The following is a 12,641-nucleotide window of genomic DNA, read 5'->3' as shown; positions in this document are numbered from 1 at the left end:
TTATCGGTTGCGCGGCAAGCCGAAACGGCCCATCCGCAAGTCCGAACGAAGGGTGGGCGCAAAAGTTTCGGAAACGGCATAATGTACAGGCTGGCGATCTACGACATGGACCGCACGGTGACGGTGCATGGCACCTATACCGGCTTCCTGCTGCATGTCGCGCGGCGCATGGCGCCGTGGCGATTGCTGTTGTTCCCCTGCGTCATCCTGGCGATGCTGGCCTATGTGCTGAAGCTCATCACGCGGCAGCGGCTGAAGGAGGTCAATCAGGCGCTGATGGTCGGCTGGAACGTCGAGCGCGCGAAGCTCATGCCCCATATCGAAAGCTATGCCGACACGGTGATCGCGACCAATTTGCGACAGGGGGCTGTGGCGCAGATCGCGCAGGATCGGGCGGACGGGTGCCGGCTGGTGCTCGCCACCGCATCCTACCGCCTCTATGTCGAGCCGATCGCCCGCCGGCTGGGCTTCGACGCGGTAATCGCGACCGACCATCTGAGCCAGGATCTGCGCTATGTCCGCGCGAAGATCGCCGGCGAAAATTGCTACGACACCGGCAAGCTGCGGATGATAAAGGCGTGGATGGCGGCCGAGGCGATCGACCGGGCGAGCGCGCATATCCGCGCCTATTCCGACCATGTGTCGGACGCGCCGATGCTGGAATTCGCCGATGTGGCGTTCGCGGCCAATCCCCACAAGCCGCTGGCGAGGCTGGCGGCGGAGCGCGGATGGGCGCGGGTGGATTGGGCGTAACTTCCCACCCGTTCGGTTCGAGCCTGTCGAGAACCGTTGCGCCGGAGTTCTCGACAGGCTCGAACCGAACGGAAGTCAGGCGCTTAGGCCGTCGATCGCGCCCCATCCCGCCGCGCCGATTCCGCTAAGCATATGCCTGTGCGCCGGTCGCACGCCACCCAATGCCATGACCGGGGCGTCGATCAGGCGCGCGATTGCGGCAAAGCGCGCGCGGCCAAGCGTCGGCGCGCCGGGGTGCGATCGGGTCGGGAAGAGCGGGGAGACGAAGCAGAGGTCCGCGGACCGGGCCGCCAGCGCCTCGCGCGGGGTGTGAACCGGGGCGCTGCGCAACAGCGGCCGGGCAGCGCGCCGCCGGTCACGGCCATGCGCGCCGTCCGCGCGCCAGGCCGCCGCTTCGCGCACCGATCCGGCCAGCAGCAGCGTCAGCCGCCGCCGCCGCGCGATCTGCCGCAGCGTCTCGAACAAGGCGCGACGCTCCACCGGCGCGGTGCGATAATGGCGCAGGATGATCCCTGCGCGGCCCTTGGGCAGTCGCGCCGCCGCCGCCAGCAGCGCCGCGTCAGGCACCCGCTCGTCGGTCATCAGCCAGAGCGTGGGCACGGATTTGCGGTGGCGAGGGCGCATGGCCCATCCTATAGCAGCGCCGATGAGCAACGACAGTATCGAAGCCGCCGCGCGCCTCGCGGACGTGCGCGAAGGCATGGACCGCGCGGCGCGGCTGACCGGCCGCGCCGGCGACGCCATCCGCCTGATCGCCGTGTCCAAGACGCATGACGCTGATGCCGTCCGCCCGCTGCTGGCGGCGGGGCAGCGCGTGTTCGGCGAAAATCGCGTGCAGGAAAGCCAGGAGAAATGGCCGGCATTGCGGGCGGAATGGCCTGATGTGGAACTGCATCTGGTCGGCCAACTCCAGTCGAACAAGGCGGCCGAGGCGGTGGCTTTGTTCGATGTGATCCACGGCCTCGACCGGCCTTCGCTGTTGAGTGCGCTGGCAAAGGCGATGGACGCTGCGGGCAGGCGGCTGCCCTGCTTCATCCAGGTGAATATCGGCGCGGAGGCGCAGAAGGGCGGCTGCGCCATTGCCGACACGCCCGCGCTGATCGCGGCGGCGCGGGAAGCGGACATTCCGATACTGGGGCTGATGTGCGTGCCGCCCGCCGGGATCGAGCCAGCGCCCTTCTTCGCGCTGCTGGCGAAAATGGCGCGCGAGGAGGGGCTGGAGCGGCTCTCCATGGGCATGTCGGGCGATTATGAGACCGCGATCATGCTGGGCGCGACCGATGTTCGCGTGGGCACGGCCTTGTTCGGCGAAAGGCCCGCCCCGGCCCGCCCGATACCGGGGAGCGGGCGGGGGATGGTGAGGAACTCGGGGGTGTGATATCGATCCTCCCCTGTAAGGGGAGGGGGACCGCTCGCGAAGCGAGTGGTGGAGGGGTGTCCCGCTATCGATAGGGTGACACCCCTCCGTCAGGGCTGCGCCCTGCCACCTCCCCTTGCAGGGGAGGATGGTGCTCCTCAAAAACTCCCGCGGAGGGTGATGCCGTAGGTGCGCGGTTCGGCGAGATAGGCGGAGATGAGCTGGTTCGCCATCGGCGCCCCTTGCGCGAACTGGCCGGTCGTCGATGTCGCCGGGCTGCTCGACTGGAGCGGGCTGGAGAAGGCGACCTGGGTGTAATCGGTATTGAAGATATTCTGGCCCCAGAATTCGATCGCCCAGCGCTGGTCCTTGCCGCGTATGCCGACGCGGGCGTTGAAGACGGAGAAGCCATCCTGATATTTTTCCGGGAACAGGTCGGACCCGGTGTTGAAGCCGCTGTTCATGCGCCCATCGACGTAGAAGAGGGCGGACAGCCCGCTCGATCCGATCGCCGGGGTCCAGGCGATGCTGGCGGTGGTGACCGATTGCGGCGCATTGCTGTTGATCGATCCCGGTAGCAGGAACAGGGCCGGGTCGAGCGGCACGCGACCGTCGCTGCTGCCGACCAGACGATTGGCGAACTTCGCGCGCGACCAGGTGAAGCCGCCCGATACACGCAGGTTGCGCACGGGCGAGACCGACGCTTCCAGCTCGACGCCCTGGCTGATGAGGCCGGGCGCGACATCGCCGCTGTCGCAGGTGCGCGCGGCGGTCAGCGCGCTGTCGCAGCCATTGATATTCTGCACGACGAAGCTGGTGCCGTTGAAAGTGTTCAGCTGGAAATTCTTGAACTCCTGCCGGAAGGCGGCGATGTTCGCGCTCCATTTGGGCTGGCTGTATTTCAGGCCGACCTCGAAAGCGTCGACCTTTTCGGCGGCGAAGCGCAGGCTGGTGACGTCGGCGTTGGTGCGGGGGGCATAGACCGCCGGCACTGCGTTCAGCCCGGTCGATCCGAGCTGGAACCGGTCAAGGTTGAAGCCGCCGGCCTTATAGCCCTTGGAATAGCTGCCGTAGAGGAGCAGGTCGTCGATCGGCTTCCACGAGACGACCGCCGTGCCGCTGAATTCGCCGTCGCTGATCCGGTCGTTGAGATCGAGCGCGTTGAGCGTGGTCGAGCCGTTGCCGAGGCAGCCGAGGGTGAGGATGCCGCCGGCGAGTGTCGCCGCGCTGCCGAGCGCCGGATTGACCGCCAGCCCCGGCAGCGACGAGGACTGGAGCGCGGCGCAGGTCGCGTTGTTGTTGTTAAGATCGGCCGAAAAACGCTTGCGCTCGCGGGTGTAGCGCAAGCCCAGCGTCACATCGAGCCGGTTGGTCAGGTGAACGATGTTGTGCGTGAACAGCGCCCAATTCTCGCTCTTCTGTCGATAGATGGAGGCGACGTCGCCGGTGCCCGACGGGATCGCCGCCAGCGCGCGCAACCCGTTGCCGAGGCCGGTGGAGATCGCGCCCGCCTGCGCGGTGGCGATCGGCAGCGGCACGCCCCGGCCGGTCAGCGCGGCGATCAGGCCGGCGTTGAGGTTAGCCTGGGTGCCGGTGATAAGCGCTGAAGTCGCAAGGCCGCTGCCGCAGGCGGCGAGCTGCTGCGCGGTGAAATTGCTGTTCGCGCTCGCCCCCGCCATCAGACGGCAGGCGGCGAAGCGGCCATAATCTGCCCCGAAGCGGATATTGTCCTGCAAGGTCAGCCGCTCATTGGCGTAATAGCCGCCGACCAGCCAGTCGAGCGCATCGCTGAACGCCGACCCTTGCAAGCGCAATTCCTGCGTGAAGGTCTTGAACTGGCGATAGGTGTTGGGATCGCGATAGAGCAGGTCGGCGCGATTATAGTCATAGTCGCCATAGTCGCGCGACTTATAGTCGCGATAGGCGGTGATGCTGGTGAGCTTGGCATTGCCGAAATCATAGTTGATCTCGCCCGATACGCCCCAGTCGCGCAGCTTGGACACATAATCGCGGCCGGGCGTGATGGCGAGGTCGCGGTCATAGGGATCGGCGGGGATGACGCTGCCCTGGCCCGCAAGGATCGCAGCGATGCGGTTGAAGGGCGCGTCGGTGTAGGAGGGGCCGTTGCCGACCGGCCGCCGCTCGCGCGCCTCGATATAGGCCGCGCCGCAACAGCTTTCGTCGCGATTGGTATAGTCGCCGATCAGCCGGATCGAGAGCGCGTCGTTGGGCTCGATCAGCGCCTGGCCGCGCAGGAAATAGCGGTCGCGATCATTGGTGTCGCCGATCGTGTTGCCCGCGCCGTCGACCAGATCGTAGAAGCCGTCGCGCTTGCTCCAGACGCCGTCGAGCGCCAGCGCGATGTTATCGCCGACCGGCCCGGTGACGCGGCCCGACAGCCGCCAATAATCGTAATTGCCGTAGGTGATCTCGCCCTTGGCGTGGAATTCGCGCTCCGGGGCCTTGCTGATGATGTTGATGAGGCCGGCCGAGGCATTGCGGCCGAACAGCGTGCCCTGCGGCCCGCGCAGCACCTCGACCCGCTCGATCTCGCCCAGTTCGTTGAGGCCCGCGCCGGTGCGCGAGCGATAGACGCCGTCGATGAACACCGCGACCGAGCTTTCGAGGCCCGGATTGTCGCCGACCGTGCCGATGCCGCGGATGCGCGCCGAGGCATTGGCTTCGGAGCCGGTCGAGGAGACGAGCAGCGAGGGGGCGAGTTGGTTCAACGTGCGGATGTCGCTCGCGCCGCTATTCTGCATCGCCGCCGCGCCAACGGCCGAAACGGCGATCGGCACGTCCGACAAGGGGCTGGCGCGGCGGGTCGCGGTGACGATGATGTCAGCGCCCGGTTCTTCGGCGGCGGCTTGCGGCGCAGCATTGTCCTGCGCCATGGCGGGCGCGCCCATGCCGAGCGCTATCGCGCCAACGGTCGTCAGCCAGAGACTCTTGTCTGTCATGATGCTTTTCATCCTCTCCTGGCGCGCGCGGCTTTCTGCCGCGTCAGCGTGGGCATGATTATGCGGCCACAGCCACCCGATGGCAATAGACCCTAGCTTTTGCGCGGTTTTTTCGCGGTGCAGCGCGCGCATACTCATGCGCTGTTGCCTAATGGCAACGGCTTAAAATTCGCTTTCCGTAACGTCGCTTTACGATAACGGAAAGCGCAGCAGCCGATCGGCGACCGGCACCAGCGCCGCTGCCCCCGGCCCCACCGCGCGCCGAATCTCGCCATGTCCTGCATCCAGCCCTCCGGTCAGCGTGCCGAGCGCCGGCAGGATCAGCTTGGTCGCCGATCCCACGAAGCACCGCCGCGACACATGCCGGCCGCGCAGCGACAGGCGTAGCTTGGGATGGAAATGGCCCGAAATCTCGGGTCGGGGATCATCGGCCTGCGCCTCATGCCGCAGCCATATCCCCCCCAGTTCCGCCTCCGCCACGCGCCGCCCCCCCGGCATGGTCGCGACCCCGACGTCATGATTGCCGGTAATCCAGGTCCAGTCCAGCCTTTCCGTAAGGGAAATCAGCTTTTCCCGGACATCGGGCGCCAGCCGCGCCGCACCGTCGCGATCGTGGAAACTGTCGCCCAGCGACCAGACCGCCCGCGCGCCCGTGCGCGCCACCAGCATTTCTATAAGGTCCAGCGTCGCATGGCTGTCATGCGGGGGCAGGAACTGGCCGAAGCGCGCATACCAGCTCGCCTTTTCAAAATGCAGGTCGGCGACCAGCAGCGCGCCCTGGGCGGGCCAGAAGAGCGCGGCTTCGGGGAGCGCCAGAAAGGCATGGCCTGCGAACGAAAGGGGAACCATGCCCCGCCTATGCGCCTCCCTGCGCCGGCTTTCAAGTGGGCGCGCGAACCCCTATAGGCGCGGCCATGCCCCCCTTCACCGTCGCCGCCCTGTATCGTTTCGCCCGTTTCGAGGAGCCGGACGCCATAGCCGCCGATCTGCGCACCCTGTGCGCGGAACTGGGCACCTGCGGCACGCTGATCGTCGCGGGCGAGGGGGTCAACGGCACCGTGGCAGGATCGGCCGAGGCAATCGCGACGTTGGTTGCGCATGTCCGCGCGCTGCCCGGCTGCGCCGACACCGACATCAAATATGCCGAGGCTGACGCCGCGCCCTTCGCCCGGATGAAGGTGAAGGTGAAGGCGGAGATCGTGACGCTGGGCGCGGGCGACCTTGATCCGGTTACCCAAGCCGGCGCGCATCTCGACCCCGCCGAATGGAATGCGCTGATCGCCGATCCCGACACGGTCGTCATCGACACGCGCAACGCCTATGAGGTCGCGGTGGGAAGTTTCGAGGGCGCGATCGACCCTGAGACGCGCGCGTTCCGCGACTTTCCCGCCTGGTTCGACGGCTTTGCCGCGACGCTGAAGGCGGAAAGCCGCGCGCCCAAGATCGCAATGTTCTGCACCGGCGGGATACGCTGCGAGAAATCGACCGCACTGGTGAAGGCGCGGGGCTTCGAGGAGGTCTATCACCTCAAAGGCGGGATATTGCGCTATCTGGAGGAGGTGCCCGAAGCGCAGAGCCGCTGGCGGGGCGACTGCTATGTGTTCGACGAGCGGGTGGCGGTGGGCCATGGCCTGAAACCCGGCGACTATGTCACCTGCCGCGCCTGCGGCCTGCCGCACCGGCGCGATGCGGCGCATGATTGCGCGGGCGACGGGTCGGGGGCGTGGCCGCATCGGGGGTAGGGACGCCGATGTCAAATCCCCTCTCCCTTGATGGGAGAGGGATGCGAAGACTTGGCAGCGTGCTGCCTAGTCGAAGCTGGGCGAGGGTGAAGCGATGTCGCGCAACTGACCCAACGCCTGCCATCCCCCTCATCCAACTTCGCCTAGCCGCTGCGCGGCGAGGCTTCGTATCCTTCTCCCTCCGAGGGAGAAGGAGAGCTTACGCCCGATAACTATGCAAACCCGCGCCATGCGCGCGGAGCCACGCACGCGCCGGCTTCGGGTCGGCACCATAGATGCGGCGGTGGGCGGCGTGGAAGGCGGGGCTGTGGTCCATGTGGAGCAGGTGCGCCAGTTCATGCGCTACGGTCGCGCGGCGGACATCGGGCGGGCAGAGGATCAGCCGCCAGCTGTAGCGGATCGCCCCGTCCGACGCGCAGCTGCCCCAGCGGCTGCGCGGATCGCCGATGCCGACAGAGGCGACGGCAAGGCCATGGTCCGCCGCCATGGCGCGGGTTTCCGCCTCCAGCACCGCCCGCGCCCGCGCGACGAGCCAGCGCTCGACCCGCGCGCCGACCGATTCCGCCGCGCCGCCGAGCAACAGCCGGTCCTCCTCCAGCCGGATCGTGCGCGTCGCGCCCTCGACCCAGCAAATGCGCACCGTGCGCCCCTCCAGCGGAAAGGCCGCGCCATGCTCCAGCCGGGTGATCGCCGGCTGCTTCGCCATCTGCGCGCGGACCCAGCCCTCATGATCCTGCGCCCAGCCCAGCGCCTTGCCGAGATTGGCGCGCGCCGGGAGCGAAAGGCGCAGTTCGCCACGCGTGGCGTCGATCGTCAGCCTATAGGCGCGCGCGCGCGCGGAGCGGCGCACGCGCACCGGCATCGCCACGCCGTCGACCAGGATCGCGGCGTCAGAGTTCCCGGTCGACAAGATGATGTTCCCAGTCGCCGGCGTCCGCCTCCGCCACGGTCCAGCCGCGCACCGACTCGCCGGCGCGGTGCACCGCCTCCCGGTCGCCGGAGATGAGATAATGCCATGCCGGCAGCGGCAGCCCCTCGCCGCGCAACCGATAGGCGCAGGTGCGTGGCAGCCATCCGATCTGGCGCACCTTCGTCGGGGTCAGCCGCACGCAGTCGGGCACGAAGGTGCGGCGATTCTTGTAGTTGCTGCACTGGCCGCTCTGGCGATCCAGCAAGCGGCAGGCGACGTTGGTGGGATAGATGTTGCCCGTGTCCTCATCCTGGCATTTGTGGAGGCAGCATTTGCCGCAGCCGTCGCACAGCGCCTCCCACTCGGCGCGGTCGAGCTGACCCAAGGGCTTTTCCCAGAAGGGGATCACTTGATCCATCGGTCGAGGAAGGCGGTGACATTGCCGGGCGCGCCTTCGTCCTTGTCGGGGGTGGCGGGGTCGTCCACCGGCACCAGCGCGACCGGCTTGCCGTCGGGATCGAACAGATAGGGCGTGCGGCTGTGGCTGACGAGATAGTCGCTCGCGCCCTTGCTCTCCTCGGCATGATAGACGACCACGAAATCCTTTGTGACTTTCGCGATCTGCTCCTGGCTGCCGGTGAGGCCGATCAGGCGGGGATGGAAAGCAGCGACGTAGTTTTTCAGCACCTCGGGCGTGTCACGGCCCGGATCGACGCTGATGAGGATGGGCTGCACCTTGGCGCCGAGCGCCGGCTTTTCCTTCTCGAACGCCGAAAAGCCCTGCATGATGCGTTGCAGGTCGATCGGGCAGACATCCGGGCAATAGGTGTAGCCGAAATAGACGAGGCGATATTGGCCCTGATAGTCGCTCCAGCGGGCCGGCTTGCCATTCTGGTCGATGAGGGTGAAGGGCGCGCCGATCCGCGCGCCGACAAGGTCGCCCTGCGCGCTTGATGCGTTGCCGCCATCCCCCATATTGCAGGCGGAGAGCAGGGCGAGCACGGGCAGGATGAAGGCGGCGGCGTCTTTGTTCATGGCGGGGCCAGCCATGCCCTGCTAGCACGCGATTTGCAATCAACGGGGCCTGACCATGACGACGAAACGCCTGACCGCACTTCTGGGATCGCTGGCGCTGGGGCTGATGACGCCCGGCGCAGCGCAGGCGCAGTTTTCGGACAATTATAATTTCCTCAAAGCGGTCAAGGACAAGGACGGGCAGAAGGTCACCGACCTCATCCAGAAGCCCGGCTCCACCGTCATCAACAGCCGCGACGTCACCAGCGGCGAAAATGCGCTGCATATCGTGGTCGCGCGGCGCGACGCGACCTGGCTCACTTTCCTGCTGGCGAAGGGCGCCAACCCCAACCTCACCGACAATGATGGCAACACGCCGCTGATGGACGCGGTGCAGAGCCGGTTCGAGGAAGGGGTGCGGACTTTGCTGACCTACAAGGCGCAGGTCGACAAGGTGAACGACAATGGCGAAACCCCGCTGATCCGCGCGGTGCAGTTGCGCGACGTGGCGCTCGTCCGCCTGCTGGTGGCGCAGGGGGCCAATCCCGACAAGCGCGACAGTATCGCCGGCATGTCGGCGAAGGATTATGCGCAGCGCGATACGCGGACGCCAGGGCTTGTCGAGGCGCTGGATGCGGCGAAGAGCAGCGCGGCAAAGCCGACAGGGCCAGTGCAGGGGCCGGTTTTCTGATTGTGGCCAACGGGCAGATGATCGTCAGTTCGCACTGACTTCTTCATCGTCCCACCAACGTATATCGGTTATCGCACTGCTGCGCCGCAAACATTGGTCCATCGCGCTCGCCAGCCGTTCAACGGCGTCAAACACGAAAATCTTTCTAAACCATCGCCGCACATAGGGTCTCGATGGCTCTATGAAGCACAGGAAGCCATCGTCGAATTCCAGATACTGCCCGCACCCGATCCACAGAGGGAAGGGGTCATTGGCGATGATGATACGCCAGCCCCAATCCTCTGCGGCGATAGATTCGGCCGCGCTTCCATAAAGAGGCAGCGACTGAGCCAAGAGTTCGGCAACCGCCCGTCCTTTGACGGGATGGGCGCCATCGCGCTCGTTCAGTTCGGCTGACCGGAATTCAACGTGCGATCGCATCACCACCCCAGTTCCGCAGCGTGATCGGGATCGCCGAGCGCGGTCAGGCGGCGGGCGGCGCGGCGGGCGAAGCGGAGGGTTTCGGCCTTGCGCCGCGCCGCCGCGAGCGGCTCCACCGGCGCGGGGCGGACCAGTTCGGCGTCATATTGATCCGCGACGATGAGGCCGGTGCGCGCGGGCCAGAGCGCTTCGCTGTCGAACAGGGCAAGGTCGAACCCCGCCGGCACCGCCCAGAAGAAGCGGTCGCAATAGTCGAAATAGTCGGGCCACTTCATGTCGCCCATGAGGTCGGCGCGGCTGCACTTGATCTCCACGATGGTCAGCCGCCCCGCGCCGTCGATCGCCATGATGTCGGCGCGGCGGCCATTTGGCAGCGGCACTTCCAATATGCCGCTCATGTCGTGCCGGAAGAAAAGGCGCAGCGTGCCGCGCGCGACGGCGAGCGCGGTACCGTCGGTCAGGGGTGAGCAGCTGTCTTTCGTCGCGGCGTCCATGCGCCGACCTTAGAACAGGTCGAGAACAAATGAAAAGGCCGATTCGGCGAACCGAACCGGCCTTTTGAAGCAATCGCATTACGTTCCCTGGCACAGGCCGGGGTCCAGTTCAAAGCGTGGGACTGGACCCCGGCCTGCGCCGGGGAACAGCAAGCTCTTGGTTTGGTCAGGTCGCACCGATCTCAGCGATAGAAGACGTGGTTGTCGATCGACGCCAGCTTCGCCTTGCCCCAGCCGGGCGAGACGCGGCGGGCGTGAAAGAAGAGCGCACCTTCGGCCCGGCTGTCCCAGCCGCCTTCGGCCGCGATCTGCGCCACGGCGACGGCTTCGCGCCAGTCGCGGCTGTCGGTGCGGATCGGCGGCATGGCGCGGCCGCGCACGAAGCTGAACTGGCTCGGCTGATAGACGACGCCGCACAGGCTGTCGGCAAAGCGGCCGGACTTGGCGCGGTTGATGATCACGCGCGCGACGGCCAGCTGGCCCTCCAGGCTTTCGCCCTTGGCCTCGAAATAGACCGCGCCGGCGAGGCATTTCATGTCGCCGTCCAGCTCCTCGGGCGCGCCATGGGCGTCGACCAGAGCAGCGAGGCTGCTTGCCTGAACCGGGGTGTCGGGGGAGATCATGGTGTCGCCCTTCGGGGCGGGGGTCAGCGGCTGCGCGACTTCGCGCGGCGCTGAGAAGATGACGGCGGGCTGGCTGCCGGCCGAAGGCGCGACCGGAAGGGCGCCGGAAAGAGAGACTGCCGAGGGGATGGCTTCACCCGCGATCGACATGTCGGAGGCCATGACCGCAGCGGTTGCGGACAGGGAAAGCGCCGCCGTGATGGCAGCTTTCAGACGAAAACTCATTGTGGCTCAAAATTAGGCGGTTCTTGGCCGGGGCGTCGTCTTTTAACCCGATATTCTTGTCGACGACCGGCCGCCCCCCGTCTGCGTGTTTACCGCGCCCGCCCCCCATGGGCGAAAGCGGCAACCTGCGCGTTGGCGTGCGCGCGCCTCTGCCCAAACCATATCGGAGAGTCAACGATCAGCAGATCGTTTCAGCGGCGAACCGTTCTGCGTTCGGGATATCAAGCTCGATTATCCACAGGTCGGGGTCCGACCTGCGGCGACGCGCTATATACTGATCCAGCGCCTCCGCGCCGTCTTCGGGCGCAGGTCCGCAGGGCATCAACGCATAATTCCCGTCGAGGTTCGGCACGCGCTCGAACAGGCCGGTAAAGCGCCCGCGCTCCAGCGCCTGCACCAATATGACGCCGCTGATGTCGTCGCCCCGCACGACGACCGTCGCGAAGCCCCCCTCGGCGGTCACGCGGCGGCGGAGCGCAGCGACCAGCGTGGCGCTGGTCAGCCGCGCGTCAGCCGCCATAGCCGGGCAGCGACGACAGGGCGAATTGCGATCGCATGAAGGTGCCGGTGCCGCGCCCCACTTCCTCGCCATCGGCGTCGATCAGGCTGGCTTCGGCGACATAGACGCGGCGCTTGCCGCTGATCCAGCGGCCCTCGGCGCGTATCCGGCCCGGACCGATCGGGCGGGTGAAGAGCAGGTTGAACGCGGTGGTCAGCAGGAAGCGATCGCTGACGAGGCTGTTGGCGGCGTAGAAGGCCGCATCGTCCAGCATCTTGAAATAGACGGTGCCGTGGATCGCGCCGGCCGCGTGGAACTGGCTTTCGTCCACCTCGAAGTCGATGATCGAGCGCCCGGCCTCGGGGATTTTGAGTTCCGAGCGGAACAGCCGGTTGATCGGCGCGGAGCGATAGAGCGACTCGAGCGCGCGGAAATGCGCCGCCTCGCCGCTTGGGCCGTCAGGCTGCGTCACGCGCCCCGCCGCCGGCGAGCAGCGCGTGCAGCGCCTCGGTCGATTTCGCGCCGCGCAGCCGCGCCACGACCGACTCGTCGCGCAGATAGCGCGATACGCGGGCGAGGGTCTTCAGATGCTCCGCGCCGCTGTCGACCGGCGAGAGCAAGGCGAAGAGAATATCGACCGGCGCGTCGTCGACCGCGTCGAACGGCACCGCCGGATCGAGCAGCACGACCACGCCGCACATGCGGGTAAGGCCGGGCAACTTGGCATGGGGAATGGCGACGCCGCCGCCGAAGCCGGTCGAGCCCAGCCGCTCGCGCTCGAACAGCGCATCGGCGACCTCGTCCGCCTCCAGCCCATAGGCGCAGGACGCGAGCGTGGCGATCTTCTGAAAGAGCGACTTCTTGCCATTGGCGGCGACGCCCGTGGCGAGCGCCTCGGGCGAAACGATATCGGTGAAGTGAACCATGGCCAATCCGAAACGGCCGGGCCGCGC

The 12,641-nt window shown here is 67.0% G+C and carries 16 protein-coding genes; 4 read left to right on the top strand and 12 right to left on the bottom strand.

The genetic code is table 11. The annotated features are described in order from the left end of the window. Positions 1-78: 78 nt before the first annotated feature. Positions 79-753, top strand: a complete 675-nt coding sequence (locus tag V2B31_RS04055) for an HAD family hydrolase (protein ID WP_328275721.1) — start codon at positions 79-81, stop codon at positions 751-753. A 75-nt stretch (positions 754-828) separates the two neighbouring features. Here the strand turns inward: V2B31_RS04055 and V2B31_RS04050 are convergent, their stop codons facing one another. Further along, entirely contained in the window at positions 829-1,377 is a 549-nt protein-coding gene (locus V2B31_RS04050) for a thiamine phosphate synthase (protein ID WP_328275588.1), read from the bottom strand. 22 nt (positions 1,378-1,399) lie between these two features. Here V2B31_RS04050 and V2B31_RS04045 point away from each other — a divergent pair, with 22 nt between their 5' ends. Beyond that, positions 1,400-2,131: a YggS family pyridoxal phosphate-dependent enzyme gene (locus V2B31_RS04045; RefSeq protein WP_328275586.1), complete on the top strand. Its 732-nt coding sequence runs from the start codon at positions 1,400-1,402 to the stop codon at positions 2,129-2,131. A gap of 137 nt (positions 2,132-2,268) precedes the next feature. Here the strand turns inward: V2B31_RS04045 and V2B31_RS04040 are convergent, their stop codons facing one another. Together V2B31_RS04040 and pdeM are read right to left on the bottom strand one after the other, a co-directional pair. Beyond that, complete coding sequence (locus tag V2B31_RS04040; protein WP_328275584.1) at positions 2,269-5,070, bottom strand: TonB-dependent receptor; 2,802 nt, start codon at positions 5,068-5,070, stop codon at positions 2,269-2,271. A gap of 189 nt (positions 5,071-5,259) precedes the next feature. After that, positions 5,260-5,919 carry a ligase-associated DNA damage response endonuclease PdeM gene (pdeM, locus tag V2B31_RS04035; protein WP_328275582.1) on the bottom strand — a complete coding sequence of 220 codons (660 nt, stop codon included), beginning with the start codon at positions 5,917-5,919 and terminating at the stop codon, positions 5,260-5,262. A 65-nt stretch (positions 5,920-5,984) separates the two neighbouring features. On the opposite strand from pdeM, the gene trhO reads away from it, so the two are divergent. Next, a complete protein-coding gene (gene trhO / locus V2B31_RS04030; RefSeq protein ID WP_328275580.1) occupies positions 5,985-6,812 on the top strand; it encodes an oxygen-dependent tRNA uridine(34) hydroxylase TrhO in 828 nt (275 codons plus the stop codon). A gap of 199 nt (positions 6,813-7,011) precedes the next feature. Here trhO and V2B31_RS04025 read toward each other — a convergent pair whose 3' ends face one another. From V2B31_RS04025 to V2B31_RS04015, 3 genes are read right to left on the bottom strand one after another with little or no spacing between them, the layout of a single operon-like run. Continuing rightward, on the bottom strand, positions 7,012-7,722 hold the full coding sequence (locus V2B31_RS04025; protein ID WP_328275578.1) for a M48 family metallopeptidase: 711 nt from the start codon (positions 7,720-7,722) through the stop codon (positions 7,012-7,014). Continuing rightward, on the bottom strand, positions 7,703-8,128 hold the full coding sequence (locus V2B31_RS04020) for a YcgN family cysteine cluster protein (protein ID WP_328275719.1): 426 nt from the start codon (positions 8,126-8,128) through the stop codon (positions 7,703-7,705). Before V2B31_RS04020 ends, V2B31_RS04025 begins: the two co-directional genes overlap by 20 nt. Beyond that, positions 8,128-8,772 carry an SCO family protein gene (locus V2B31_RS04015; RefSeq protein WP_328275575.1) on the bottom strand — a complete coding sequence of 215 codons (645 nt, stop codon included), beginning with the start codon at positions 8,770-8,772 and terminating at the stop codon, positions 8,128-8,130. Before V2B31_RS04015 ends, V2B31_RS04020 begins: the two co-directional genes overlap by 1 nt. 40 nt (positions 8,773-8,812) lie before the next feature. Here V2B31_RS04015 and V2B31_RS04010 point away from each other — a divergent pair, with 40 nt between their 5' ends. Continuing rightward, a complete protein-coding gene (locus V2B31_RS04010) occupies positions 8,813-9,427 on the top strand; it encodes an ankyrin repeat domain-containing protein (protein ID WP_328275573.1) in 615 nt (204 codons plus the stop codon). Between the two features lie 24 nt (positions 9,428-9,451). Here V2B31_RS04010 and V2B31_RS04005 read toward each other — a convergent pair whose 3' ends face one another. The 6 genes from V2B31_RS04005 to V2B31_RS03980 form a co-directional block, all read right to left on the bottom strand. Further along, on the bottom strand, positions 9,452-9,847 hold the full coding sequence (locus V2B31_RS04005; RefSeq protein ID WP_328275571.1) for a hypothetical protein: 396 nt from the start codon (positions 9,845-9,847) through the stop codon (positions 9,452-9,454). Next, a complete protein-coding gene (locus tag V2B31_RS04000; RefSeq protein WP_328275569.1) occupies positions 9,847-10,341 on the bottom strand; it encodes an MmcB family DNA repair protein in 495 nt (164 codons plus the stop codon). Before V2B31_RS04000 ends, V2B31_RS04005 begins: the two co-directional genes overlap by 1 nt. Positions 10,342-10,523: 182 nt before the next feature. Further along, positions 10,524-11,189 carry a cell wall hydrolase gene (locus V2B31_RS03995; RefSeq protein ID WP_328275567.1) on the bottom strand — a complete coding sequence of 222 codons (666 nt, stop codon included), beginning with the start codon at positions 11,187-11,189 and terminating at the stop codon, positions 10,524-10,526. A 178-nt stretch (positions 11,190-11,367) separates the two neighbouring features. Then, positions 11,368-11,709, bottom strand: coding sequence for a DUF1491 family protein (locus V2B31_RS03990; RefSeq protein ID WP_328275565.1), 342 nt, complete (start codon positions 11,707-11,709; stop codon positions 11,368-11,370). After that, positions 11,699-12,160 (bottom strand): PaaI family thioesterase, encoded by a 462-nt coding sequence (locus V2B31_RS03985; protein ID WP_328275563.1) that lies wholly within the window; start codon positions 12,158-12,160, stop codon positions 11,699-11,701. The genes V2B31_RS03990 and V2B31_RS03985 overlap by 11 nt, the downstream gene beginning before the upstream one ends. After that, entirely contained in the window at positions 12,147-12,614 is a 468-nt protein-coding gene (locus tag V2B31_RS03980; protein WP_328275561.1) for a PTS sugar transporter subunit IIA, read from the bottom strand. The genes V2B31_RS03985 and V2B31_RS03980 overlap by 14 nt, the downstream gene beginning before the upstream one ends. Positions 12,615-12,641 lie beyond the last annotated feature (27 nt).

It is taken from the genome of Sphingobium sp., assembly GCF_036170395.1.
GTDB lineage: Bacteria > Pseudomonadota > Alphaproteobacteria > Sphingomonadales > Sphingomonadaceae > Sphingobium.
Note: the sequence above shows the minus strand (reverse complement) of the source record. Positions and strands in the feature narration are given on the sequence as shown.

What these genes read in the sequence shown, in the direction of transcription:
- V2B31_RS04050 (WP_328275588.1), bottom strand. Translation starts at nt 1,377, where the DNA reads ATGCGCCCTCGCCACCGCAAATCCGTGCCCACGCTCTGGCTGATGACC.
- V2B31_RS04045 (WP_328275586.1), top strand. Translation starts at nt 1,400, where the DNA reads ATGAGCAACGACAGTATCGAAGCCGCCGCGCGCCTCGCGGACGTGCGC.
- V2B31_RS04040 (WP_328275584.1), bottom strand. Translation starts at nt 5,070, where the DNA reads ATGACAGACAAGAGTCTCTGGCTGACGACCGTTGGCGCGATAGCGCTC.
- pdeM (WP_328275582.1), bottom strand. Translation starts at nt 5,919, where the DNA reads ATGGTTCCCCTTTCGTTCGCAGGCCATGCCTTTCTGGCGCTCCCCGAA.
- trhO (WP_328275580.1), top strand. Translation starts at nt 5,985, where the DNA reads ATGCCCCCCTTCACCGTCGCCGCCCTGTATCGTTTCGCCCGTTTCGAG.
- V2B31_RS04015 (WP_328275575.1), bottom strand. Translation starts at nt 8,772, where the DNA reads ATGGCTGGCCCCGCCATGAACAAAGACGCCGCCGCCTTCATCCTGCCC.
- V2B31_RS04010 (WP_328275573.1), top strand. Translation starts at nt 8,813, where the DNA reads ATGACGACGAAACGCCTGACCGCACTTCTGGGATCGCTGGCGCTGGGG.
- V2B31_RS04005 (WP_328275571.1), bottom strand. Translation starts at nt 9,847, where the DNA reads ATGCGATCGCACGTTGAATTCCGGTCAGCCGAACTGAACGAGCGCGAT.
- V2B31_RS04000 (WP_328275569.1), bottom strand. Translation starts at nt 10,341, where the DNA reads ATGGACGCCGCGACGAAAGACAGCTGCTCACCCCTGACCGACGGTACC.
- V2B31_RS03995 (WP_328275567.1), bottom strand. Translation starts at nt 11,189, where the DNA reads ATGAGTTTTCGTCTGAAAGCTGCCATCACGGCGGCGCTTTCCCTGTCC.
- V2B31_RS03990 (WP_328275565.1), bottom strand. Translation starts at nt 11,709, where the DNA reads ATGGCGGCTGACGCGCGGCTGACCAGCGCCACGCTGGTCGCTGCGCTC.
- V2B31_RS03980 (WP_328275561.1), bottom strand. Translation starts at nt 12,614, where the DNA reads ATGGTTCACTTCACCGATATCGTTTCGCCCGAGGCGCTCGCCACGGGC.